The sequence below is a fragment of the Trichlorobacter ammonificans genome, assembly GCF_933509905.1.
In the GTDB taxonomy this organism is placed as follows: domain Bacteria; phylum Desulfobacterota; class Desulfuromonadia; order Geobacterales; family Pseudopelobacteraceae; genus Trichlorobacter; species Trichlorobacter ammonificans.
The window spans coordinates 1,895,987-1,918,532 of sequence record NZ_OW150024.1 but is presented as its reverse complement, the minus strand read 5'-3'; the positions used below and the strand labels follow the sequence as shown (position 1 = coordinate 1,918,532).

General features: G+C 63.4%; 22 protein-coding genes. 12 read left to right on the top strand and 10 right to left on the bottom strand.

The window, feature by feature from the left end; genetic code table 11:
• Nucleotides 1-11: 11 nt before the first annotated feature.
• Nucleotides 12-2,435 carry a DNA internalization-related competence protein ComEC/Rec2 gene (locus RAK07_RS08640; protein ID WP_305732433.1) on the top strand — a complete coding sequence of 808 codons (2,424 nt, stop codon included), beginning with the start codon at nucleotides 12-14 and terminating at the stop codon, nucleotides 2,433-2,435.
• 183 nt (nucleotides 2,436-2,618) lie between these two features.
• On the opposite strand, the gene RAK07_RS08635 is transcribed toward RAK07_RS08640, so the two are convergent.
• Entirely contained in the window at nucleotides 2,619-3,950 is a 1,332-nt protein-coding gene (locus tag RAK07_RS08635; protein ID WP_305732432.1) for a LuxR family transcriptional regulator, read from the bottom strand.
• 179 nt (nucleotides 3,951-4,129) lie between these two features.
• Here RAK07_RS08635 and RAK07_RS08630 point away from each other — a divergent pair, with 179 nt between their 5' ends.
• The 5 genes from RAK07_RS08630 to RAK07_RS08610 all read left to right on the top strand — a co-directional run bounded on the left by RAK07_RS08630 (nucleotide 4,130) and on the right by RAK07_RS08610 (nucleotide 9,061).
• Nucleotides 4,130-5,896, top strand: coding sequence for a carboxypeptidase-like regulatory domain-containing protein (locus RAK07_RS08630; protein WP_305732431.1), 1,767 nt, complete (start codon nucleotides 4,130-4,132; stop codon nucleotides 5,894-5,896).
• Nucleotides 5,897-6,104: 208 nt separating this feature from the next.
• Nucleotides 6,105-7,355: a histidine--tRNA ligase gene (hisS, locus tag RAK07_RS08625; RefSeq protein ID WP_305732430.1), complete on the top strand. Its 1,251-nt coding sequence runs from the start codon at nucleotides 6,105-6,107 to the stop codon at nucleotides 7,353-7,355.
• Nucleotides 7,356-7,407: 52 nt separating this feature from the next.
• Nucleotides 7,408-8,190, top strand: coding sequence for a transporter substrate-binding domain-containing protein (locus RAK07_RS08620; RefSeq protein WP_305732429.1), 783 nt, complete (start codon nucleotides 7,408-7,410; stop codon nucleotides 8,188-8,190).
• Between the two features lie 75 nt (nucleotides 8,191-8,265).
• The gene (locus tag RAK07_RS08615; RefSeq protein WP_305732428.1) at nucleotides 8,266-8,616 is read left to right on the top strand and encodes an STAS domain-containing protein; all 351 of its coding nucleotides are present in this window, start codon (nucleotides 8,266-8,268) and stop codon (nucleotides 8,614-8,616) included.
• The gene (locus RAK07_RS08610; protein WP_305732427.1) at nucleotides 8,588-9,061 is read left to right on the top strand and encodes an ATP-binding protein; all 474 of its coding nucleotides are present in this window, start codon (nucleotides 8,588-8,590) and stop codon (nucleotides 9,059-9,061) included. The genes RAK07_RS08615 and RAK07_RS08610 overlap by 29 nt, the downstream gene beginning before the upstream one ends.
• A 3-nt stretch (nucleotides 9,062-9,064) precedes the next feature.
• Here RAK07_RS08610 and RAK07_RS08605 read toward each other — a convergent pair whose 3' ends face one another.
• From RAK07_RS08605 to RAK07_RS08590, 4 genes are read right to left on the bottom strand one after another with little or no spacing between them, the layout of a single operon-like run.
• Complete coding sequence (locus RAK07_RS08605; RefSeq protein WP_305732426.1) at nucleotides 9,065-9,382, bottom strand: molecular chaperone DnaJ; 318 nt, start codon at nucleotides 9,380-9,382, stop codon at nucleotides 9,065-9,067.
• A 13-nt stretch (nucleotides 9,383-9,395) separates the two neighbouring features.
• Nucleotides 9,396-11,273 (bottom strand): 1-deoxy-D-xylulose-5-phosphate synthase, encoded by a 1,878-nt coding sequence (gene dxs, locus RAK07_RS08600; protein ID WP_305732425.1) that lies wholly within the window; start codon nucleotides 11,271-11,273, stop codon nucleotides 9,396-9,398.
• A gap of 3 nt (nucleotides 11,274-11,276) precedes the next feature.
• Nucleotides 11,277-12,170, bottom strand: coding sequence for a polyprenyl synthetase family protein (locus RAK07_RS08595; protein WP_305732424.1), 894 nt, complete (start codon nucleotides 12,168-12,170; stop codon nucleotides 11,277-11,279).
• A gap of 9 nt (nucleotides 12,171-12,179) precedes the next feature.
• Nucleotides 12,180-12,428 carry an exodeoxyribonuclease VII small subunit gene (locus tag RAK07_RS08590; RefSeq protein WP_305732423.1) on the bottom strand — a complete coding sequence of 83 codons (249 nt, stop codon included), beginning with the start codon at nucleotides 12,426-12,428 and terminating at the stop codon, nucleotides 12,180-12,182.
• 236 nt (nucleotides 12,429-12,664) lie between these two features.
• On the opposite strand from RAK07_RS08590, the gene RAK07_RS08585 reads away from it, so the two are divergent.
• Both RAK07_RS08585 and RAK07_RS08580 read left to right on the top strand, forming a co-directional pair.
• A complete protein-coding gene (locus RAK07_RS08585; protein WP_305732422.1) occupies nucleotides 12,665-13,156 on the top strand; it encodes a ferritin-like domain-containing protein in 492 nt (163 codons plus the stop codon).
• A 66-nt stretch (nucleotides 13,157-13,222) separates the two neighbouring features.
• Entirely contained in the window at nucleotides 13,223-14,317 is a 1,095-nt protein-coding gene (locus RAK07_RS08580; RefSeq protein WP_305732421.1) for an efflux RND transporter periplasmic adaptor subunit, read from the top strand.
• 226 nt (nucleotides 14,318-14,543) lie between these two features.
• Here the strand turns inward: RAK07_RS08580 and RAK07_RS08575 are convergent, their stop codons facing one another.
• The 5 genes from RAK07_RS08575 to RAK07_RS08555 all read right to left on the bottom strand — a co-directional run bounded on the left by RAK07_RS08575 (nucleotide 14,544) and on the right by RAK07_RS08555 (nucleotide 19,695).
• Nucleotides 14,544-16,271 (bottom strand): SulP family inorganic anion transporter, encoded by a 1,728-nt coding sequence (locus tag RAK07_RS08575; protein WP_305732420.1) that lies wholly within the window; start codon nucleotides 16,269-16,271, stop codon nucleotides 14,544-14,546.
• A gap of 222 nt (nucleotides 16,272-16,493) precedes the next feature.
• Nucleotides 16,494-17,303 carry an epoxyqueuosine reductase gene (locus RAK07_RS08570; protein WP_305732419.1) on the bottom strand — a complete coding sequence of 270 codons (810 nt, stop codon included), beginning with the start codon at nucleotides 17,301-17,303 and terminating at the stop codon, nucleotides 16,494-16,496.
• A 30-nt stretch (nucleotides 17,304-17,333) separates the two neighbouring features.
• Nucleotides 17,334-17,639, bottom strand: a complete 306-nt coding sequence (locus RAK07_RS08565; RefSeq protein WP_305732418.1) for a DUF1634 domain-containing protein — start codon at nucleotides 17,637-17,639, stop codon at nucleotides 17,334-17,336.
• Nucleotides 17,639-18,439, bottom strand: coding sequence for a sulfite exporter TauE/SafE family protein (locus RAK07_RS08560; RefSeq protein ID WP_305732417.1), 801 nt, complete (start codon nucleotides 18,437-18,439; stop codon nucleotides 17,639-17,641). Before RAK07_RS08560 ends, RAK07_RS08565 begins: the two co-directional genes overlap by 1 nt.
• Before the next feature lie 194 nt (nucleotides 18,440-18,633).
• Nucleotides 18,634-19,695: a threonine aldolase family protein gene (locus tag RAK07_RS08555; protein ID WP_305732416.1), complete on the bottom strand. Its 1,062-nt coding sequence runs from the start codon at nucleotides 19,693-19,695 to the stop codon at nucleotides 18,634-18,636.
• A 132-nt stretch (nucleotides 19,696-19,827) separates the two neighbouring features.
• Here RAK07_RS08555 and RAK07_RS08550 point away from each other — a divergent pair, with 132 nt between their 5' ends.
• The 4 genes from RAK07_RS08550 (at nucleotide 19,828) to RAK07_RS08535 (ending at nucleotide 22,515) form a co-directional block, all read left to right on the top strand.
• Nucleotides 19,828-20,172: a hypothetical protein gene (locus RAK07_RS08550; protein ID WP_305732415.1), complete on the top strand. Its 345-nt coding sequence runs from the start codon at nucleotides 19,828-19,830 to the stop codon at nucleotides 20,170-20,172.
• Between the two features lie 122 nt (nucleotides 20,173-20,294).
• On the top strand, nucleotides 20,295-20,681 hold the full coding sequence (locus RAK07_RS08545; protein WP_305732414.1) for a hypothetical protein: 387 nt from the start codon (nucleotides 20,295-20,297) through the stop codon (nucleotides 20,679-20,681).
• Nucleotides 20,682-21,848: an ABC transporter permease gene (locus RAK07_RS08540; protein WP_305732413.1), complete on the top strand. Its 1,167-nt coding sequence runs from the start codon at nucleotides 20,682-20,684 to the stop codon at nucleotides 21,846-21,848. It abuts the gene before it with no gap.
• Entirely contained in the window at nucleotides 21,841-22,515 is a 675-nt protein-coding gene (locus RAK07_RS08535; protein ID WP_305732412.1) for an ABC transporter ATP-binding protein, read from the top strand. The genes RAK07_RS08540 and RAK07_RS08535 overlap by 8 nt, the downstream gene beginning before the upstream one ends.
• The last annotated feature ends 31 nt before the right edge of the window (nucleotides 22,516-22,546 follow it).

Genomic DNA, 22,546 nt, shown 5'->3' with positions numbered 1-22,546 from the left:
CGGGGCGGGATGTGAGCGGAGTTCCTGGTCGGGAGAAATGGCATCCTCTGGCGCTCCCGCTGGCGGGAGTCGCGGCTGGCAGTGGCTGGGGGTATGCCGTTGGGACGGCGCCACCCCTCTGGACATTGGTGACCGCCGCCCTGCTGCTGGTGCTGGCAAGCCGCACCAACGGACGGGGCTGCTGGCATGCCGTCCTGCTGCTCTTCTGGTGTCTGTGGGGAAGTGTCCTGACCGGCCAGCGGCTGGCGGAAGCAGAGCGGGCCGACCTGCGCTCCTTCTGCGACAAGGGGGCGCTTGTCATCGAGGGAACGGTGACCGGGAGGCCTGAACCGCAGCCACGGGGAGAACGGATCAACATCGCGGTGGAGGCGATCATTGACGGCGGGCTGCGCACCACCACCGCCGGGAGGCTACTGCTGAGCGTGGGGGAGGGGCGAACGACCCACGCCCGGGGAGATCGGGTCCGTTTCAGGGCCGAGCCGCGGGTGCCCCGAAAGCTGGGGCTGCCGGGAGAATTCGACTATCCCCGCTTTCTCGCCCTGAGGGGGATCAGTGCTACGGCCTCCGTCAGAGGGGCCGATGATCTCGTGCTGATGCGCTCCGCCGGTCCGGCGCCGCTGCGCCGTCAGGTGGATGAGCAGGCCCGCCGCTGCCGTGAAACGATCCGGACCGTGCTGCCGGACCCGGCAGTGGGCGGCGTCATGGCTGCCCTGGTCACCGGCGGCCAGCAGGAGATACCGTCGCAGCTTACTGCCGCCTACGCCCGGGCCGGCGTCTCCCATATCCTGTCCATCTCCGGTTTTCACCTGGGCGTGCTCTCCTTCGTGCTGGTACAGGGGCTCACCCTGCTGCTGCTGCGCTGGGAGTGGCTTGCCCTGCGCCTGCTTCCCCGCCACGCCGCGTTGCTCTGCTCCCTGCCGGTGATCGTCTGGTACCTCTTCTTTACCGGCGCCGCTCCGGCCACGGTGCGGTCGGCGCTGATGCTGCTGGCCGTGGCCCTGGCGCTCTGGGCCGAGCGGGAACAGGACCTGCTCGCGGCCCTGCTGGCCGCAGCCTTCCTGATGCTGCTGGTGGAGCCGCCGCTCTTGTTCGACGTTTCCTTCCAGCTCTCCTTCCTGGCTCTCTGGGGAATCATTGTGCTGACGCCGCTGGTCATGGCGCCGTTCGAGCAGCATGTGCACCGGGGAGCCGTCCGCACCGTGGTGCAGCTGCTGGCTGCTTCCACCGCCGCTTCCCTGGCCACGGCGGTGCCGGCACTCATGACCTTTCACCAGGCATCCTTCAGCGGCATCCTGGCTAATCTGCTGATCGTGCCAATCCTGGGCTACGGCGCCACCCTGCTGGGGGCTGCCGCCATCCCCCTGCTGCTCTGGGCACCTTCCCTGGCAACGCCGCTGCTTTTGGCTGGAGGCTGGCTGGTGCGGTTGGCCAACGGCATCGTCGAATGGGCGGCCGCCCTGCCGGTGGCCCGCTCCTTCAACGTGGGCATCGTTGATCTGGCCCTGGTGATCGTGGTGTTGACGACCCTGAGCGTCGCAACCTCCCGGCGGGTGCGGGTCGCGGTGCCGGTTGCCGCCCTGGTCGCAGCGCTGCTGCTGCACCTGTGGCCCGACCCGCCGCCGGACGGGTGGCTGCGGCTCACCTTCCTCTCCGTGGGGCAGGCGGAATCGACCCTGGTGCAGTTGCCGGACGGCCGCACCCTGTTGATCGACGGCGGCGGCTACCTGCACGACACCGGCCGTGATTTCGGCGAACGCTACCTGGTGCCGGCGCTGCATGCGCTCGACATTCGGAAGATCGACTATCTGGTACTCTCCCATCCCCATCCCGATCACCTGGGGGGGCTGCCGGCGGTGGCGGAACAGTTTGGGGTGGGTGAATTCTGGCAGGGACCGTGGGAGGGAAGCGGCGCCGACTACCACCGGCTGCGAACGGCCCTTGCCCGCATTCGCGTGCCGGTACGTACTCTGAGCGCCGGTGACCGTCCTCTGGTCGATGACGGCCTGGAGGTGACGGTCCATTCGCCGTCAGGAACGGGATTGGCGTTGGAAGAGAACGGAGAGGGGGGAAATGAGGACTCCCTGGTGCTGCGGCTCGCCTTCCGCGATTTCAGCGCCCTCTTTACCGGCGATGCCGGACTGCCGGTGGAACGGGAGATGGCCGCCCGCAACCAGCCGTCGCCGGTCACCCTGCTCAAGGTGGGGCACCACGGCAGCCGCAGTGCCAGCGGTGAACCGTTTCTGCAGCGGATCAGTCCGGAGATCGCCGTGATCAGCGTGGGCCGGGGCAACCGTTTCGGCCTGCCCGCACCGGCGGTAACGGGGCGGCTCTTGCGCCACGGGGTGCAGCTCTACCGTACCGACCGGGACGGCACCGTCCGGGTGGAGAGCGACGGCAGCGGGTATCGGGTGGTTACCGGGGTGACGGGGAGGTGAACGATGCGGAGTTTATGCTCCTCAGGCCGCCGGAAGCGTCGGCGATACCATTGTGCTCAACGCCTTGCGGCGTTTGATATTGGTGAATGTTGACAAGCCAGATCGAAAAGAATGTTGCGCAGTATTTTGTCTTTTGATTTCAGTGTTTTGTATCAGGAGCGGTCGGCGGACGGGGGTGCGGTTTCAGGGGGCGGAACGGTCGTGTAGTAACTCTCGTTCGCAATCGGTCTCTCCCCATCCTCCCCCGAGCTTCGCCAGTAGCTCTTCCTTTCCGGCAACACTCGTTTTTTCGTAAATTCTCTTCATGTAGGTCTTGACCGAAGATTCGGAGATGGTAAGGCAGCGGGCGGCTTCCTTGAAGGTCATCCCTTGCACAATGCAGGCGAGCACCGATTTTTCCTGGTCGGAAAAACGCTTGTTCAGCCCCGGCGGCAGCGTGAGACGGGCTAGCGGCTCTGGCTGTGCTATCTTGGCTTCGTCCAGCGTCTTCGTCTCCGTGTCGGCGGCAGACGGCTGGCCGGCGAGGTTTTGTTCTCCCCGCATCTGACGATAGAGGAGCAGGATTGAAACGGTGAGTACGAGATTCGAGGCGGCTACGACCAGTGGTGGCACATCCCTGACGGCAAGCGCAATTATCTTTCCCAGAACGATACCGGAGCAGGCCACGGCAAGGCCGCGACCGAAGGCGCGGACCGTGTCTCGTTGCGAGAGAAGCAGGGCGAGGAGATACAGGTCAAGGAAACCGGCCGCCGTCTGCATGGCGAAGAGCGCGGCATTGACCGGTACGGTACCGGGAATGAGGTAGAGTGAAAAGGCAAACATGGCTGTGACGATGGCGATGGCTAATAGCCCTTCGTGCCGTCGCCGGAGCACCGCCAGCCCGCTCCCCACGGCCAGTATGTAGAAAATGAGCTCAATGCCGGGAAAAAGGGCGACGCGGGCGTAGTGGCCGTACAGGGCGCCGTACATAAGTCCGCTAACGAGCTGGAAGACAAAGACAAAGGGGAGAAATAGCGGAAGATTTTCGTTGCCGTCATCCGTGCGTATTTCGAAATCTGCAACCAGGGGAATCAGCAACAGGGCGGCTGCCAGGAGGAATTTGACACTGTCGGCCAGGGGAACCACGGTAAAAAGAAACAGGAGCACGTTGGCCCCTGCGAGCCCCAGCGCCGCCGTGGTTACTAGCGAGGGTGAGCGCTTCAGGTAGCAGCAGGCCCGTACGCAGAGGAAGGCGGAGCCAACTCCCGCAAGGCCGAGAAGCAAGGAGGCAGTACCGGGAACATGGGGCAACAGCACCGTCGCGCCGATGGTGATGCCCCCTCCGGCAACGCTCAAGGGGGCCATGAACGTGCGGGAACGGACGGAACCGATACACCACAGCGTTATTATTTGGGGAATGAGGAAAAACAGCAGTGGGTGCTGCACGCCCAGGGGGGTCACCAGAAACCCTTCCATGGGAACGGCCAGCAGCCATACGACAAAGGCGATGAAGGGGAGCGATGCTTGAAAGCACATGATCTGGTTTCCCCGAAAACGGATTCATTGCGCACTACAGGGCGGATATTCAGCCACAGTTGACACGTTAGATGACACAAAATAGGCCGGTTGACAAGCCGGACGACTTGCATTCGTACGGTTGACACCCTAATAGCATGCGGAAAATGCTGCACATGCAAACAAAGGAGGTATGACGCATGAAACTATTAGGAAGGCTTTTGAAAAAAGCGTCGGTGCTTGTTCTCGGCTTGGCGCTGTTCGGCTGCGGTGATAACGACAGCGGCGGCAGCACAACGACAAGTCTGGCAGGTGAAGCGACCTTTCCTGCCGTTGTTGCAGGCCCCGCAAAAGTGGCGCAAGCAACAAAAGCCGCCGCAAATCTCACCCTTGAGATACGGGACCTGAACGGCATTCTCGTTGGGGCTCCGCTGCCCTTGACCCTCAAAAGCGGCACAACGGACACCTACACCTATCCAGCTGCTAGCGTGAGTCGCGACAAGGACTACATCCTTACGGCGGTTCGCGGTTCACAGGTGCTGCGTGCACTACTCGACAGGGCGTCGCTGACCGGTGCAACGGTATCGAAAAACCTGGACAGAGTCTCCACGACTGCAGTCATTCTTGCTGAGCAGAAGCTTTCTCTCCCCATTGGAACCTTCGGGAGCGGTGCACTCCCGGCAGGAAGCGATCCGACAACGCTTTCCTCGTCGTTGGCCGGTGCGCTTAAACCGGCTACTCTGGAAAAGGACCTTTCCGACGCCCTGAGTGCGAGTGCCCCCGGAGCTGCCGGCGTTTCTGCGCTGCAGACACAGCTTGCCTCGTTACTCAATGCCGTTAACGAGGTGCTGAAAAAGAATGTCGATCCCGCCGAGTATCTGAAGGGGAACAGCACGACGACCATCACCTATACAACCTATACCGTTCACAACGGCACGGTTCAAGGGACCCAAACCACGAGCACGAGTATCACGACGTTGCTTGGCAATGTCGCAAGCAGCTATACCGGACCTTCCACGGGGGGAAGTACCGGCACGAGCTATACCATCAGTGGTAAAGTGACGACCGCTGGAGGCATCGGAGTTAGCGGCGTGACGGTATCGACTTCGGGAGCCGCTACGGCAACGGCTACAACAGCCGCCGACGGCAGCTACACCCTGGCCGGGGTGCAGAACGGCAGCTACACCCTGAGCGCGTCGAAGAGTAGCCAGACCTTCGGCCCGTCCTCCCTGACGGTGGTGGTGAACAATGCGAACGCCACGGGACAGGATTTCATCGCCCTTGTTGAGATGACCGCAGTCCTGCGGGGGGACCAGTTCTTTACCTTTGCCACCGGCGTCATCCCAGGCGGCGTGCCGAGCGAGATCATGTACGACGACGTGGAGGGAGGCCTGATCCTGCCCCACGCGGTAGCACTGTCCACCACCCAGGGCTATGCCGACATCGTCCGGGCGCCCTACGGCATCTATCGGGACAGCAACGAACCCGGCCCTCCCACCTTCCCGGCGACAGCGGGAACCGTCTACGTCTTTCGTTCCAAGGATATGTTGGGGATGGAGCCGCCGACCTACTACAAACTGGAGATCGTGGGCGCCACGAAACGCCCCAATGTTGGCAGTACGGACTACGGCACGGTGACCTTCCGCTATGCGCAGATCCTGCCGCCCGACACCCTGGACGTTTTCGGCGAGTGGGCATTCCCCGATGGCGCCCATCTGTCGGTCCTGCTCAGTGGATTTATGGATTATACCCCGGTGGGGGGAGGCACCATGTATGTATTGAATCCCCTCAGCTATACGGGACGCACGACCCTGGGAGGGCGGTTCATCACCTGGTCGCCCGCCACGCTGTCCGGCACCGTGGCCGTTACCATCTCCCTGACGGCGGACGGCAAGCTGAATGCCACACTGACCGGCGACGCTCCCCTGGGGACGGTGACGCTGAGCGGCGGCACGAAGCAGCCGTAGGAATGGATTGATAATCCGGCAATGAACGCTCCGGCCCAGTGGTCGGAGCGTTTTTCTTTGGTGTTTGCTCAAGGGGAGCAGCGCCGTAAACCTGACGTTACACCCGGTGGTTGACAGTGTCCGGCCGGCTGCGTTACAAGGAAAGGCGCAGGGGCAATTCACCGAGATTGCCCCTGAACGTTTCAGGACGGCACGAAGGAGCGATTCAATGAGTATCAGCGGCATCAAGGGGTTCAACGACATTCTGCCGGAGGACACCCCCCTGTGGCAGTTCATCGAGGCAACGGCCCGGCGGGTTTTCGCACGCTACGGCTTCAGCGAAATCCGGGTGCCGATCGTGGAGAAGACCGAGCTGTTCTGCCGCTCCATCGGCGATACCACCGATATCGTGGAAAAGGAGATGTACACCTTCAGCGACAAGGGGGGGCACAGCCTTACCTTGCGGCCTGAGGGGACCGCCGGGGTGATGCGGGCCCTGATCGAGCATAAGCTCTACGCCCAGGACAGTGTCAACAAACTCTACTACCTGGGACCCATGTTCCGCCACGAACGGCCCCAGAAGGGGCGCTACCGCCAGTTCCACCAGATCGGCGCCGAAGCGGTGGGGACTGCGGAGCCGGTGATGGATGCCCAGGTGCTGCTGATGGTGAGCCGCCTGTTCGGGGAGTTGGGACTGGATGAGCCCCGTCTGCAGATCAATTCCCTGGGCTGTCCCGACTGCCGTCCCGCCTACCGGCAGGCCCTGGTGGCGTTTCTTGATGAGCGGGAGGGGGCACTGTGCGACGACTGCCGCCGCAGGAAGAGCACCAACCCGTTGCGTGCCCTGGACTGCAAGGTGCCGGGCTGCGTGGAGGCCACCCAGGGGGCGCCGGCCATGGTGGAGCATCTCTGCAGCGCCTGCGACGACCACTTCCGGGCGGTGCAGGGCTACCTGAGCGAGGCGCAGGTAACGTTCAGCCTCAATCCCCGCATGGTGCGCGGCCTGGATTACTACACCCGCACCACGTTTGAGCTGGTCACCGGCCTCTTGGGAGCCCAGTCCGCCGTTGCCGCCGGCGGCCGTTACGACGGTCTGGTGGCACAGCTTGGCGGTCCTTCGGCACCGGGCATCGGTTTCGCCCTGGGGGTGGAGCGGGTGGCGCTGCTCCTGGGGGATCGCGCTTTCGAACGGCGGCCGGACCTGTTCATTGCCGTCGTGGGAGAAGCGGCCCGCAGAAAAGCCTTTGCGCTGATGGCGGCCCTGCAGGACCAGGGGCGGTGGGTGGAGGTGGACTGCGAGGGGAAGAGTCTGAAAGGGCAGATGCGCCGTGCCGACAAGCTGGGCTGCCGCTTCAGTATGGTGCTGGGAGACGACGAGGTCGTTGCCGGCACAGCCCTGCTCAAGCGAATGGCTGACGGTCAGGAGGAGCGTGCTGCCCTGGCGCCGGAAGTGATCGCCGGTCTGCTGAACCGGGACTGAGGCCGGTCCCTTTGATAAGCTGAAGCCATCATCGCGTTCCGAGGAGTTCTCCATGAAACGGATACCAGCCTTTCCCGCACTCCTTCTTGTCCTCTGCTTCCAGGTGCTGTTTTCCGGCTGTGCCGCCGGTCCTCCGCTCCGGGTTGGGATAGCGCCCGGCTATCCGCCGATGGCGTTTTTGGAGGAGGGAGTTCTGAAGGGGGTGGAACCGGACCTCGCCCGGCAGGTGGCCGAGCGGACCGGCCGGGAGGTGGTCTTTGAAATCCTGCCGTTCAATCGTCTGATCCCGGCATTGCAGGAGGGGCGGATCGACACGGTCATGGCCGGCATGTCGGTCACCCCGGAGCGGGAACAGGAGGTCGGCTTTACCACCCCTTACCTGCGGGTGGGGCAGATGCTGCTGATCCGGGAGCAGGACATCAGACGTTTTCCCAGGGCTCTCTTCGACCGGACGGCCGGGGTGCGGATCGGCGTCGAGCGGGGCAGTACCGGTGAGGCCTATGCGCTCAGGACATTTGCCTGGAGTACCGTTACCCACTTCGCCTCAACGGAGGAGGCGGTTGCAGCGTTGGAAGAACGCAAGATCGACTGCTTCATCCATGACGCCCCCACCATCTGGCGCTTCAGCGCCAATATCACAACCCAGCACCAGGGGCTGACCGCCTCCTACGAACCATTGACCGACGAGCCGTTGGCCTGGGCGGTGCGCAGAGGAGACACCCCCTTGCTGACGCAGTTGAATGACGTGCTGGCCCGGATGCGTCAGGACGGCAGCCTGCGTGCCATCCTGGTCAGGTGGGTGCCGACCCAGGTACGGATCAATCCGGCACCGTGAGGCAACCGGCCGGTTCCCCGTGACGCAGCCGTGGCAAGGTCGTAGCCGGCGGCTGATTCCGTTTTGGAGGGCACGATGGATGCATATCTGCAGATAACAACGCAGCATCGGGGCGGAGCAACGGTTGCCCTGCTGGCCGGCCGCCTTGACGCCGATCAGGTGCCGGTTCTGGAGCGGTGGTTCGACGAGCAGCTGGACGGCTGCGATCTGCCGGTGGTACTGGACTTTGCGGGACTCAGCTACATCAGCAGCTCCGGCCTGCGCCAGTTGCTCGCCATGGCAAAGGAGCTGAAACAGCGGCAGCGCCGGTTCCTCATCTGCGGCTTGTTCGGTATGGTACGGGAAGTGTTCATGGTCTCCGGCTTCCTGGAGAGCCTGGAGGTCCAGCATACCGTTGATGATGCGCTTGCCGCACTCGGAGGCTGAGGTGGCGGAGCGGGTGGTGCTGCTCAGGCTTGAGACCACCGCCCTGGTTTCGGCTTTGCCGGAGTTGAGGGCGCGTGTCATGGCGGCCGCTGGCGCGGCGGGTGCGGGAGACGAGCTGCAGCAGCGGCTGGAGCTGGTGCTGGAAGAAGCAGTGATGAATACGGCACTGCACGGGTACGCGGGAGCAGGCGGGCCGATCCTGGTCGAACTGGCCACCAGGGAGGGAGGGGAACTGGAATTGCTGTTGAGCGATCAGGCGGGGAGCTTTGATCCCCGTGTCGTTCCGACCCCGCAGCTGTCGCAACCCCTTGATCAGCGGCCGGTGGGTGGTCTGGGAGTGCATCTGATCCGGACCATGAGCGACGGGATCAGGTATCGCCGGGACGGGGAGCGCAATGTTCTGGTGCTGACCTTTCGAGCACGCCGGAGCGATACCGGCTGCTGAAGCTTACTGCTGTTTCGCCTCCAGGCTGCCGCCGCTCCAGATCGGGTCGGCGGCAAACTGGCGGCGCAGGTGTTCCTCGGGACATTGGCGGTAGAACTCCTCCCGGCCGAAGGAAAAACGGTACTCGTTGACATAGGCCATGATCAGTCGGGCCGCCTCGTTGATCTGCCGGGTCCGCTCCGTGGAGTCGGCTCCCTGCAGATCGGGGTGGGACTGCTTCAGGAGCACCCGCTGGCGATCCTTGATCCGGCGGATGGTGAGCAGGTCGCTCTCGTGAAAGCCGAACAGATGGAGTGCCTGCAGCAGTTCGTCGTAGGTCATGATGACGGTGCCATCAACCCCTGAAGAACCGCGCGGCCTTTGCGGCAATCCCCGCGGGGTCCAGTCCGTGCATGGCCCGCAACTCGTGCTGTTCCCCCTGGACGATGTAGGCGTCGGGGTAGCCCAGCCGCAGCACGGCCCGGTCATGCAGTCCCCGGTCGGCGTACAGTTCCATGACGGCCGTGCCGAAGCCCCCCTGCAGCACGTTTTCCTCAATGGTTACAATCTTCGGGTAGCGCCCGGCCAGCTCCAGCAGCAGTTCCTCATCCAGCGGCTTGACGAAGCGGGCGTTCACCACCGTCAGGTCGATCCCCTCCGCCGCCAGCAGTTCCGCTGCCTCCAGAGCCGGCACCACCATGGTGCCCAGGGCGACGATGACACCGTTGACGCCGGAACGGAGCAGCTCGGCTTTCCCCATCGGCAGGCAGCGCAGCTCCTGGTCCAGCGGCACGCCGTAGCCGTTGCCCCGGGGGTAGCGCACCGCCACCGGCCCGTCGTGACAGAGGGCGGTTTTCAGCATGTGCTGCAGTTCGTTCTCATCCTTGGGCGCCATCAGGGTCATGTTGGGGATATGGCGCAGGTAGGAGAGGTCGAAGACGCCGTGGTGCGTGGGGCCGTCGCTGCCCACTACCCCGCCCCGGTCCAGGGCAAAGATCACGGGCAGGTTCTGCAGGCAGACATCGTGCAGCACCTCGTCGTAGGCCCGCTGCAGGAAGCTGGAGTAGACGGCGAAGACCGGCCGCTTCCCTTCCGCTGCCAGACCGGCGGCAAAGGTGACCCCGTGCTGCTCGGCGATACCGACATCGAAAAAGCGGTCCGGAAACTGTTTTGAAAAAGGGGTGAGGCCGGTGCCGTCCGGCATGGCGGCGGTAATGGCCACCACCCGCTCGTCATCCTCGGCCAGCCGGCTGACCACGGAGCCGAAGATGGCGGTGTAGGAGGAGGCGCCCCCTTTTCCTTTCAGCACCTTGCCGGTTTCCCGCTCGAAGGGACCCACCCCGTGGAACAGGGCCGGATTCTGCTCCGCAGGCTGGTACCCTTTCCCCTTGGTGGTCAGCACATGGACCAGCACGGCGTTGTCGAAACTTTTCACCCGCTCCAGGGTTTCCATCAGGAGCGGCAGGTCGTGACCATCGATGGGGCCGACGTACTCGAAACCAAAGGCCTGGAACAGCATGGCCGGCGTGAACAGCCCCTTGAACGACTCCTCCACCTTGCGGGCCACCTTGAGGGCGCTTTTCCCCACGTCGCTGCCGATCCCCCTGATGAACTCCTCGGTTTCCCGCTTGATCCGATGGATGAATTCGCTGGAAGAAGTGCGGGAAAGGAAGCCGGAGAGCGCCCCCACGTTTTCGGCGATGGACATCTCGTTGTCGTTCAGGACAACGACCATGTCCCGGTTCAGGTGGCCGGCGTGGTTCAGGGCTTCGAAGGCGATGCCGCCGGTCATGGAACCGTCGCCGATCACCGCCACCACCTTGGTTTTGCGCCGGCTCAGGTCACGGGAGACGGCAAAACCGGTGGCTGCGGAGAGCGAGGTGGAGGAGTGCCCCACCTCCCAGACGTCGTGCACCGATTCGCAGCGCTTGGGGAAGCCGCTGATGCCGTCCAGGGTGCGCAGGGTGGAGAAACGGTCGCGGCGACCGCAGATGATCTTGTGGGCGTAGGCCTGGTGTCCCACGTCCCAGACCAGCTTGTCCTGGGGGGAGTCGAAGACTCGGTGCAGGGCCAGGGTCAACTCCACCACCCCCAGCGAAGGGGCCAGGTGGCCACCGTTGCTGGCGCAGGTGTCGATGATCAGAGTGCGGATCTCCTGGGCCAGTTCGGCAAGCGAGGAGTCGGGCAGGCGTTTGAGATCCTTGGGATCGTTGATCTGTGCAAGCAGCGACATGGGTCAGTTCTTTCGTTCCACAATGTAGCGTGCGATGTTCCGCAGCGGGTCGGCGGCACCGCCGAAGGGGACCAGGGCGGCAAAGGCGTCGTCCATCATGGCCTGGGCCTCCTGCTTGGCCGCAGCCAGCCCCATCACCGCCGGGTAGGTGGCCTTGCCCCGGGCCTCGTCCGAGCCGGCATCCTTGCCGATTTCTTCGGTGGTTCCCTCGATATCCAGGATGTCGTCGGCGATCTGGAAGGCCAGGCCGGCTGCCTCGCCGTAGCGACGGATCGCCGCCAGTCCCTGCTCGTCGGCACCGCCCAGCAGTGCGCCGGCCACGACGGCAGCCTTGATCAGCGCGCCGGTCTTGTGGGTGTGGATGTACTGCACCGTGGGCAGATCCATCTCCGGCTTTCCCTCACTTTCCATATCAACCACCTGGCCCCCCACCATGCCGAAGGTGCCGGCGCAGGTGGCGATCTCGCTGATCACCGCCAAGCGGGTTGCTGCCGGGATATCCCCGTTTATCCGGGGATCGCTGAGCAGCTTGAACGCCTCGGTCAGCAGGCCGTCACCGGCCAGGATGGCGATCGCCTCGCCGAACACCTTGTGGTTGGTGGGACGGCCGCGGCGGAAGTCGTCGTCGTCCATGGCCGGCAGGTCGTCGTGGATCAGGGAGTAGGTGTGGATCATTTCCATGGCACAGGCCGCGGGCAGGGCCGCCTCGAGCTTCCCTCCCACGGTTTCGCAGGCGGCCAGCATCAGGACGGGGCGCACCCGCTTGCCGCCGGCAAAGATGGAGTAGCGCATTGCTGTGTGAATGCTCTGCGGACGTTTCTCCTCAGCGGGAAGATACTGATCCAGTGCCTGGTCAACCAGGGCGATACGTTCTTTCAGGTATGCCGTGAAATCCATGAGTATTACTTACCTTTCCGTGTCATCGTCGCCATTTTCGGCGGTAAAGGGGGCCCGACGGAAGGAGCCGTTGCGCTGCTTGATCAGCAGTTCCACCTTCCGCTCCGCCTCGTCAAGTTTGCGCGCGCAGAGGGACGCATGTCGCACCCCCTCCTCAAAGGCCTTGATGGCATCATCCAGCGGCAGCGTGCCGTTCTCCAGCCTTCTGACGATCTCTTCGAGTTTTTTCAGGGATGCTTCAAATTTCTCCGCAGCCATCGTTCCCCCGTGTGTTTAAAATATGACAATATACCGATTCGGGAGGAGACGTCAATCGCGCCGCTCGTTCCGCTGGGGGCTCCGGTCCATGGTCCGGCCGTAGCGATCATGATAGCGGATGATGAGCGGAAAAGTCGGGGAGGCAGCACCCCGGAATCAGCTTGACCTTGTTTCCTCCGGTTTGTTAATGAATACATATCAATGAGTCTCACAACCGCATAACCGGGAGGGGCGCCATGAGTATCAATCTTCAGGAAGCGATCAAAAACTCGCTGTACACCGAAAAAAGCGCAATGGATTTCTACCTGCTGGCTGCACAGCGGATCGCCGACCCCGAAGCCCGGCGGATTTTCGAGCTGCTGGCCCGGGAGGAACGGCAACACGCCGGCAGTTTCTACGACATGTACACGGGGAACGATCTTCCCGACTTCGATATTTTCATGGCGGCGATACCGGAACAGGGCAGCGGTTGGTCCGCGGCGTTGGGTACCCTGCTGGACAGCGGCTTCACCGCGCAGCAGGCGCTGGAGCTGGCCATGGAGAAGGAACAGCAGCTGGAGTCGGTACTGCGCACCATTGCCGCCAGCATCGCGATACCGGAGGTTCGGGCCGTGTTCGAGCGCAATGCCGACGAAACCCGCAACCACTACCTGATGATCGAATCGGAATACGCCCGTCTGATGGGAATGGTTCATGAAACCGACCTGGATACCTATGTGCGGGAGTAGGCGCAACCGTATCGTGCAGAGTAGGGGGGGACGGTGGCAATGAGGTCGCTGCTCCGGTGCCTTTTCATGGTGGCAGTGCTGTGTCTGGGCGCCGGCTGTGCGGAAAAGAAACGTAAGCAGGCCGCTCGTCCTCCCGCGCCGGTGGCGGTGGCCATCGCGGCGACGGCGAACATCCCCCGCACCGTGCAGGCGGTGGGCACGGTGGAGGCCAGCGAGACCGTCACGATCCGCCCGCAACTCTCCGGCGAGCTTGCGGCGGTCTACGTTGCCGAGGGGCAGGAGGTCTCCAGGGGGCAGCGACTCTTTCAGGTGGACCCCCGTCCCTGGCAGGCTGCCCTGAAAAAGGCGGAAGCCTCCTTTACCCGCAATCGGGTGATCATGGAGAATGCGCGGCGGGATTACGAGCGCTACGCCAGACTGGTCAAGGACGGCATCGTCACCCAGGAACAGGCCGACAGTTATCGCACCAGGGCCGAATCAGCCGCCGCCGACATGGAGGCCGACCGTGCCGTGGTGGAGCATGCGCGGCTGCAGGTGGCCTACTGCACCATCACCGCCCCCATCAGCGGGCGGTTGGGGAACCTGGCGGTGCACCGCGGTAACGTGGTCAAGGAGAACGAAACCGCTCTGGTGACCATCAACACGATTACTCCGGTCAATGTGGTCTTCAGTCTGCCGGAGCGGGATCTGGCCGAACTGCAGGCACGGATCGGTCGGGGCAGGGTGGCGGTGGAAACCGAGGCTCAGGGTGGCGTGAAAGAACAGGGGGTGGTCTCGTTTCTGGACAACACCGTTGATCAGGCCACCGGCGCCATCCGTCTCAAGGGGCGCTTTGCCAACCCCCGCCGTACCCTCTGGCCGGGGCAGTTCGTACAGGTGGTTCTCACCCTGGATGAGCGCACGGGGGCGGTAACCGTTCCGTCTCCGGCGGTCCAAACCGGCCAGCAGGGGAGCTTCGTCTTCACGGTTGCCCAGGATATGACCGCCGAGGTGCGGCCGGTGGTGGTCGGCCCCGCCCACCGGGGACTCACGGTTATTGAAAAGGGAGTGGCCGTGGGCGAACGGGTGGTGGTGGATGGTCAGCTGCGGGTAATGCCCGGCGCCAGAGTGGAGATCGTCGCGCCGGACGGCAAGAAATCGGAACCGGCCGGAAAACCGTGACAGCAGCCTCACGCGGAGGAGCGGAGGGCGCGAGGAAAATCCTTCATAGCACGCGGAAAAGTCCGGATTTGAACTGATCTGCGCGGATAAGACCAAAAAAACAGGACAAATTTATAAATCCGTGTAAATCCGTCGCATCCGCGCTAATCCGCGTGCCATTGCCTTTGAAGTCCGCTTTTCTCCGCGCTCTCCGCGGCTCCGCGTGAACCCCGCCTCTTACATCGTCTTAAATAGTCATCTCTGAAAGCTGTCCCGCCATCTCCTCCTCAAGCCCGTTGAACCGGGCATACAGTTCCCGGGCACGGTGCAGCGCCGAACCGATGTTGGGCAGAATATTGCGGGCTCCCACCACCCTGGGCAGGGTAGACGTGTAGATCAGCCGCTTCGGTTGCCGGCGGGCGCCGCAGATCAGCAGGATACGGCCGGTGGCGGTGATCTGGTCGTGCAGCCGCTCGATGGCGTGCAGGCCGGTGGCGTCGATGGCGGTCATGTGGCGCAGTCGCAGGATCACGATCTGGTTGAGGTCGTCAATGTCCCGCAGAATTTCGTTCACCTTCTCCGCAGCGCCGAACAGCAGCGGTCCCTGGATATGGATCATGCTTACATAATGGGGGATGGCGTAGTTCTGCACGATGTGCGGCCGCGCCTCCTCCACCGCCTCCGGCGTCACCACCGCCACCCTGGTGGTCTTGGTCACCTGATAGATGTACAACAGGGCCGCCAGCACCATCCCCACCTCCACCGCAATGGTCAGATCAGCCACCACCGTCAGCAGGAAGGTCAGCACCCAAACTGCGATATCCTTGACGTCCAGCCGGACGATGTGCGGAATTTCGTGCCATTCCCCCATGTTGTAGGCAACCACGAACAGCACTGCCGCCAGGGTGGCCAGGGGGATGAAACGGGCCAGGGGGGCGGCAAAAAGCAGGATGCAGAGCAGGGTGAGCGCATGGACCATACCGGAGACCGGGCTTCTGGCACCGGAACGGATGTTGGTGGCGGTGCGGGCGATGGCGCCGGTCACCGGGATGCCGCCGAACAGCGGCACCGCCAGGTTGGCCACCCCCTGGGCCACCAGTTCCACATTGGAGTTGTGGCGGTCGCCGCTCATGGAGTCGGCCACCACGGCGGAAAGCAGGCTCTCGATGGCGGCCAGCAGCGCCACGGTGAGGGCGGAAGGCAGCAGCGGAATAATCAGGTCGGTGCGGAATTCCGGCATGCGGATGTCCGGCAGGCCGGTGGGGATGCCGCCGAAGGCGCTGCCGATGGTGGCCACCGGCAGGTTGAAGGCGGCAGTGGCGGCGGTGGCCAGCAGCAGGGCCACGATGGTGCCCGGTACCTTCTTCGTAATCCGGCCGAACAGAATGATGACCAGCAGCGAGGTCAGTCCCAGCAGTACCGTGGGAATGCTGATGGTGGCGCTATGCTCGCCGAGCCAAGCCATCCGCTCCAGGAACTCGCTGGGGACCGGCGTGGCGCCGGTGATTCCCAAAAAATCCTTGATCTGGGTGGAGGCGATCAGCAGGGCAATGCCGTTGGTGAAGCCGATCACCACCGGCCGGGGAATGAACTTCACCGCGTTGCCCAGGCCGGTAATTCCCAGGAACAGGAGAATCGCCCCGGCCATCATGGTGACCATCAGCAGGCCGGACAGGCCGTGCTTGGCGATGATGGCGGCGATCACCACCACAAACGCGCCGGTGGGGCCGCCGATCTGGGTGCGGGAGCCCCCCAGGGCCGAGATCAGGAATCCGGCCACCACGGCGGTATAGATGCCGGCTTGGGGCGTTACCCCGGAGGAGATGCCAAAGGCCATGGCCAGGGGCAGGGCTACCAGCCCCACGGTGATGCCGGCCACGCAATCGGACGAAAAATCCTGCTTTGAGTAGGAGCGAAGGCTCGTCACCGACTTGGGCAGCCAATTGTCGAGCAGCGTACTGAATGCGGATGTCATGGCAAAACCTTTGCTGATCTGAATGCGTCACGGCCGACCCGGCGCAGGACGCGGGTGTACGAAGAGAGGGTGAGACATCCGGCAAAGGCGGAAATCAGGGGGGATGGGGATGGCAGACTTGGATGGTGAAGGCTTCGTTTTTGAGAGCAAACATGGTTCTATTGTTATGTGGTGCCGGCGGCGTTGTCAAGGAGAAATCCAGTGAAATCGCCTTTGGTTTGACTAAACAGCGGTGGGGATGCGCTCCTCGCACGGGACCTTGGTCTGACAGAGGCCACACCCCGGCTTAGGGGTGCCGTAGCGCTCTGCCAGCAGGTCGGCCAGGGTGCCGTAGACGTAGGCCTTGCAGCGGCTCTTGTCGTGACCGTCGCGGGAAAGCGCCCCCACGGGACAGCGGGTGATGCAGGCGCCGCACGTGCCGTTACGATAGAACAGGCAGTTGGAGCGATATTCGGGAAGTTCGCTGCAGGAGGGGGGCAGGGCCAGGTCGGTGATCACGCTGCCCAGACGGTGGGCAATCCCCCGCGGCGTGATCAGGGCGTCGTTCAGGCTGAAGGTGCCTAGGCCCGCGGCGTAAGCGGCATGGCGTTCCGACCAGGTGGAGGCCACCCCCACCGGGGTATCCGCATACTCCTGCCAGGCGGGATCAAGTTGCGGCGCGATGGCCCGGTACCCGTGCCGCTCCAGCCAGGCCACCAGGTGCCGGCGCAGGCTGATATTGAAGTCCTCGCCGAAACAACGGGTCAATGCCCAGGCGTGGGAGGGATACTCGTTCTCACGACGGTTGGCCTCGCGGGTACTGCGCGTGATCGGCAGGGACCAGACGATCACCGTGGCGGCACCGGGCAGAATCTGGTCCGGCGTGCGGTGGAACGGGCCGATGATCTGCTGGTATTGCCGGAACAGCGGACTATCGGCGGCAGCAAACCCTACCAGCGGCGCGTCGAAATAGGGGGCGCTGCCATCCGCAAAACGGTTACCCTCATCTTCGGCAACAAAACGGCTGATCTCGGCGACCACCTGCTCGTACATCGCGTCCCTCCTTCTCGGCAGAGGTTAGACTCAGGAGATGCTCCCCAGTATGATACCGACAACCAGTGTACACAGCACCACCAGGCAAAACAGGGCGAAGAGCCAGTCCCGCTCCCGGATGAAGATCAGCCCCGCCGTCAGCACCCGCAGCACCGGTGTTGCCATCAGGGCAATGAGGCCGGCTGAAATCAGTCCCGTTGCCAGCGGAACATTGCCGGAGAGCATGATGGCGACTCCCCCTGCCAGCAATACCGCGGCCGCCAGGGAGCCGAGCCGCAGCAGGCGGGCAAGAACCGTCTCAATCGCGGCATGTCTGGCGGGAACGTGGCCGGACATCAGCGTACTCCCCGGTATATCATCTGTACAGCCGTGTAAACGATCAGGGGAATAAAGAGTTTGCGAATGGTGGAACTTTTCAGTCTGACCATCAGCTTGGCCCCCAGCATCGCCCCCAGCAGCACTCCCAGCACCACCGGTCCCGCCACCAGCGGCTCGACGTCGCCCCGGGCAAAATAAACCACGGCGCCGGAGACCGCCGTGACCCCGATCATGAAGTTGGAGGTGGCGGTGGAGGCCTTGAACGGCATGCGCATCACCTGGTCCATGGCCGGTACCTTGAAGATGCCGGCGCCGATTCCCAGCAGGCCGGCGGCGGCGCCGGAGAAGTACATGATGGCAAGACCCGGCAGGGTCCGGGTTACCTGGTAGTCCACCTGGCGGGCCAGCAGGCGATCATAGTAGGAACCGGCCAGTTTCAGCTTCAGGGAAAGACGGTCGGGCTCCACGCCGGTTGGCAGTTCCAGTGAGCGGCTTTTGAACATGTTGTAGCCGGAGTAGGCCAGCAGCAGGCCGAAGAGGATAAAGAGGAATCGTTGATTCATCCAGCCGGCGATCAGGGCGCCGCAGACCGCGCCGACGGCGGTGCCCATTTCCAGCCACATGGCTACGCGGGTGTTGGTCAGCCGTTCATTCAGGTAGGCCACGGCGGCGCCGGTGGAGGTGGCGATGATGGAGACGGTGGAGGCGGCCACGGCGGTGCGCAACGGTACGTCGAACAGCAGGGTCAGGGCCGGCACGATGATGATGCCGCCCCCCAGCCCCAGAATGGAGCCGACCATGCCGGCTCCGATGGCCATGGCGAAAATTTCCAGGGTGGTGAGAAGCAGGGAACGCCTCCGTAGGACGGTGGTGGGGGTGCAGTAGCGGCACCACCTGCGAAAGATACTACGCGATGAAGGTCATACGTCAATGAAATTCTGTGATTCTCGCCTGTCCGGCGGCGGTATCCGAAACACTGCGTCGGTTGGTGCCGGCGCCGTACAACCGTTGATCAGGCGGCAGCCATTGCCCGCCGTACCGCCGCCGCCAGCAGGTGTACATCCTCCGCCGTGGTCTGCCAGGAACACATGAAACGCGCGCCGCCGGAGCCGATGAAGGTGTAAAATCGCCAGCCCGCGTCACGCAGCGCGGCGGCTGCCGGCTCCGGAAGCCGGACGAACACCGAGTTGGCCTGAACAGGAACCATGAGCTCCAGGCCGTCGATGGCGGACAATTCCTGCGCCAGCAGGCTGGCGCAACGGTTGGCGTGCCGGGCGTTATCCAGCCAGGCGTCGTTTTCCAGCATTCCGACCCAGGGGGCGGCCAGAAAGCGCATTTTCGAGGCCAATTGACCGGCCTGCTTGCAACGGTACTCGAACTCATCGGCCAAATCGCGCCTGAAGAAGATCACCGCTTCTCCCACGGCCATGCCGTTTTTGGCTCCCCCCAGGCACAGCACATCTACTCCGGCCTTCCAGGTCTGTTCGGCCGGTGTTGCCCCGAGCGAAACAACGGCATTGGCGAAGCGGGCGCCGTCCATCTGCACCCGCAGTCCATAACGCGCCGCCAGGTCGCAGGCGGCACGGACCTCTTCCACCGTGTAGACCGTCCCCACCTCGGTGGCCTGGGTCAGGCTCAGCACGCGCGGCTTGGGGTAGTGGATGTCGCTGCGCCGGGTTATGGTCCGTTCCACCTCGTCCAGGTCCAGCTTGCCTGCACGTCCCCCCACGTGCAGCAGCTTGGTGCCGTTGCTGAAGAACTCGGGAGCGCCGCACTCGTCGGTTTCGATATGGGCAAGGTCATGGCAGATCACGCTGTGGAAGGAATGGCAGAGGGAGGCCAGGGCCAGGGAGTTGGCGGCGGTACCATTGAAAACGAAGAAGATCTGGCAGTCGGTTTCGAACTGTTCCCGCAGCAGCTCGCACGCCCGCTTCGTCCAGCAGTCGTCGCCGTAGGAGGGAGCAAACCCGTGGTTGGCCGTTGCCATTGCCTGCCAGGCTTCGGGGCAGATACCGGCGTAATTGTCGCTGGCAAACTGGTTGTAGCGTTTTTCGGCGTTGTCGGCGGTTTCCATGATGCCCCCCGGTATGCGTGTGGTGTCCGGATGTGGTACCGTGGCCCGGCGGCGTTGTCCAGCGGAATCTTGCGTGCCGGCGGCGTGCGGCAGGAGCAACGTGCTTGACACCGCAGCTCCGGATTTCCTACTATGGCTGCCATGCTCGGCTCCTGGCTCCGCATAGTCGCCCTGATAACCCTGGTTGCCGCCGTCGTGGTGACGAGCGGAGCGTTCACCACTGCTTCGGCACTGCTCGCTGCCCCGACGCCCGATCGCTGCTGCGAGGGCGGAGCACGGCAAAGTCCGGAAAAACAGGTGCCCTGCACCACACCGGACTGCGCCTGCTCACACTGCCTGTCGACCGCAGTACTTGCCGAGCTGCCGGTGGTGGAGATGCGTCAGGCGCCGGCTTTCGTCCATCCGGTCCTGTCCTGCAGCTACCACCCCAAGGAATACCCCACGCTGATCGAATACCCCCCGGAAGCCGCCGTTTAACTCCCCTGACAGAAGTCTCACCACCGTGCTGTCCGCTACGTACCAGTGCAGTACGTCCGCGAAGCGTTCGCCTACGCTTCTGCGGCTACCTGCTCAACTTTTTCTGCGTAAGGAGTCGTACCATGAAAAAATCCGTCATCGTCGCCCTGGCCCTGGCAGTTGTAGCACTCATCGGCATTGTTGTCGTCACCACCGGCAGCGCCAAGGCCCTGAACGTGAACGACGTGGGCAATGATCCCGCTTCCTTCACCGGCACCATCACCATTACCGGTATCATGGGGGGAATATCCAACCAGGATCCGTCTATTTTCGGCATCATGGATATCAAGGAGCTGCAGTGCACGACCCAGAACTGCAACAAGCTGTTCATTCCGATCAAATACCAGGGGCAGATGCCGAAGTTCGGGGACGAGGTGCGGCTGACCGGCTCCTTCGTCAAGCTGGCCGACGGCTACCTGTTTTCCGCGCACAAGCTGAAGGTGGTGCGCAACCATAAGATCGGAGGGTAGATGACACTGTCAAAGCTTGTGGTCAGCAACATCTCCCGCCGGCGGGGCAGGTTCGCCTTCACCCTGTTGGGGATCACCATCGGTATCGCTTCGTTTGTAACCTTCCAGTCCATGGGAGGGAGTCTGAAGAAAGAAATCTATCGGGAAACCAACGCCCTGGGGGCCAACCTGGTGGTGGTCCCCAAGGGCTCCTGCGGCTATGAACAGTTATCGGTGCTGACCGGCGACCAGATGCCCACCACCATCACCATGGCAGAGATCGGTAAAATCTCTGCCATCAAGGGGCTGACCGTGGTGCCGTTTCTGGCCCAGAAGACCGCCATCAACAATAAGCCGGTCTCCGTCAGCGGTATCCTGCCGGAAGAAACCAAGCGGCTCAAGGGGTGGAAGGTTAGCCAGGGAAGTTATTTCGGCCCCGGCAGCGCCGATGGCGTGGTGGTCGGCACGGCCCTGGCCGACCAGTTCGGCCTGCGGCCCGGCTCCTCCCTTACCGTCCGCGGCACGCAGCTCGCCGTGGCCGGCGTGCTTGCCCGTACCGGCGGCAGGGACGACTATACCCTGTTCATCCCCCTGTCTACGGCCCAGCGGCTGTTCAAGGCGGTGGACCGGGTTTCCTACGCTGCGGTCACCGTGGACAACCTGGCACTGATTGATCAGTACATCGAGCAGATTACGGTGGAAAGCGGCGGGCTGGGTGTGATTTCAGACAAACAGATGCTCAGGTCGGTACTGGCCATCGTCGGTTCGGTGAACATCACCCTGCAGCTCATCGCGGCGGTATCGGTGCTGGCAGCGGCCTTCGGCATCATCAACACCATGATGACCGCGACCTACGAGCGCAAACGGGAGATCGGCATCCTCCTGGCCTTGGGGGCGCGGCAGTCCACCATCTTCGGAGCCTTCATCCTGGAGTCCGGTTTCTATGGCCTGCTGGGGGGCGTCTGCGGTGTCGCGGCCGGTCTGGTCACCTCCATGGCAGTGGCACCCTACATCGGCAACAATGCCTTCACCACGCTGGTCAAGGGGTCCGGTACCGCCTCGGTCATTGACCTGAAGCTGGTTGTCGGCTCCATTGTTTTTTCAACAATCGTGGCGGTGGTGGCCGGTCTCTACCCTGCCTGGCGGGCGGCGCGACTGTCGCCGGTGGAGGCGATCAGCTATGAATGATATCTTCATCAGAACTGAAAACGTCGGCAAGGTGTACGGCACCGGCGAGGCGGCCACCACGGCGCTGCGAGAGGTGTCGCTGGAGATCGGGAAAGGGGTTTTTGCCTGTATCGTCGGTCCCTCGGGGCATGGCAAGAGTACCCTGATGCACCTGCTGGGCGGGCTGGACCGTCCCAGCAGCGGCAGCGTCTGGCTGGGGGGTACGGAGTTGAGCGGCCTGGATAACAACCGGTTGGCGGCGGTGCGTCGGGAGAAAATCGGTTTTGTCTTCCAGTTCTTCAACCTGCTGCAGAACCTGACCGCCCGGGAGAATATCGAAACCGCCATGATGCTGGCCGGCGTGCCGGAGAGACGCCAAACGGAGCGCGCCATGGAACTGCTTGCCCTGGTGGGGCTGGCCGACAAGGCGAACAATAAGCCGTCCCAGCTTTCCGGAGGTCAGCAGCAGCGGGTGGCCATCGCCCGCGCCCTGGCCAACGATCCGGATATTCTGCTGATGGATGAGCCCACCGGTAATCTTGATTCCGCCGCGGAGGCGGAGGTGCTGGCCATCCTGCGTGATCTGCATCGCCGGGGCACCACCATCGTCATCGTGACCCACAACGATCAGATCGCCAGAGCAGCAGAACAGGTCATCCAGGTGAAGGACGGTCGGCTCGTGTCCTGATTGCCGCGCCTTTGATGCCGGATGCACAAGC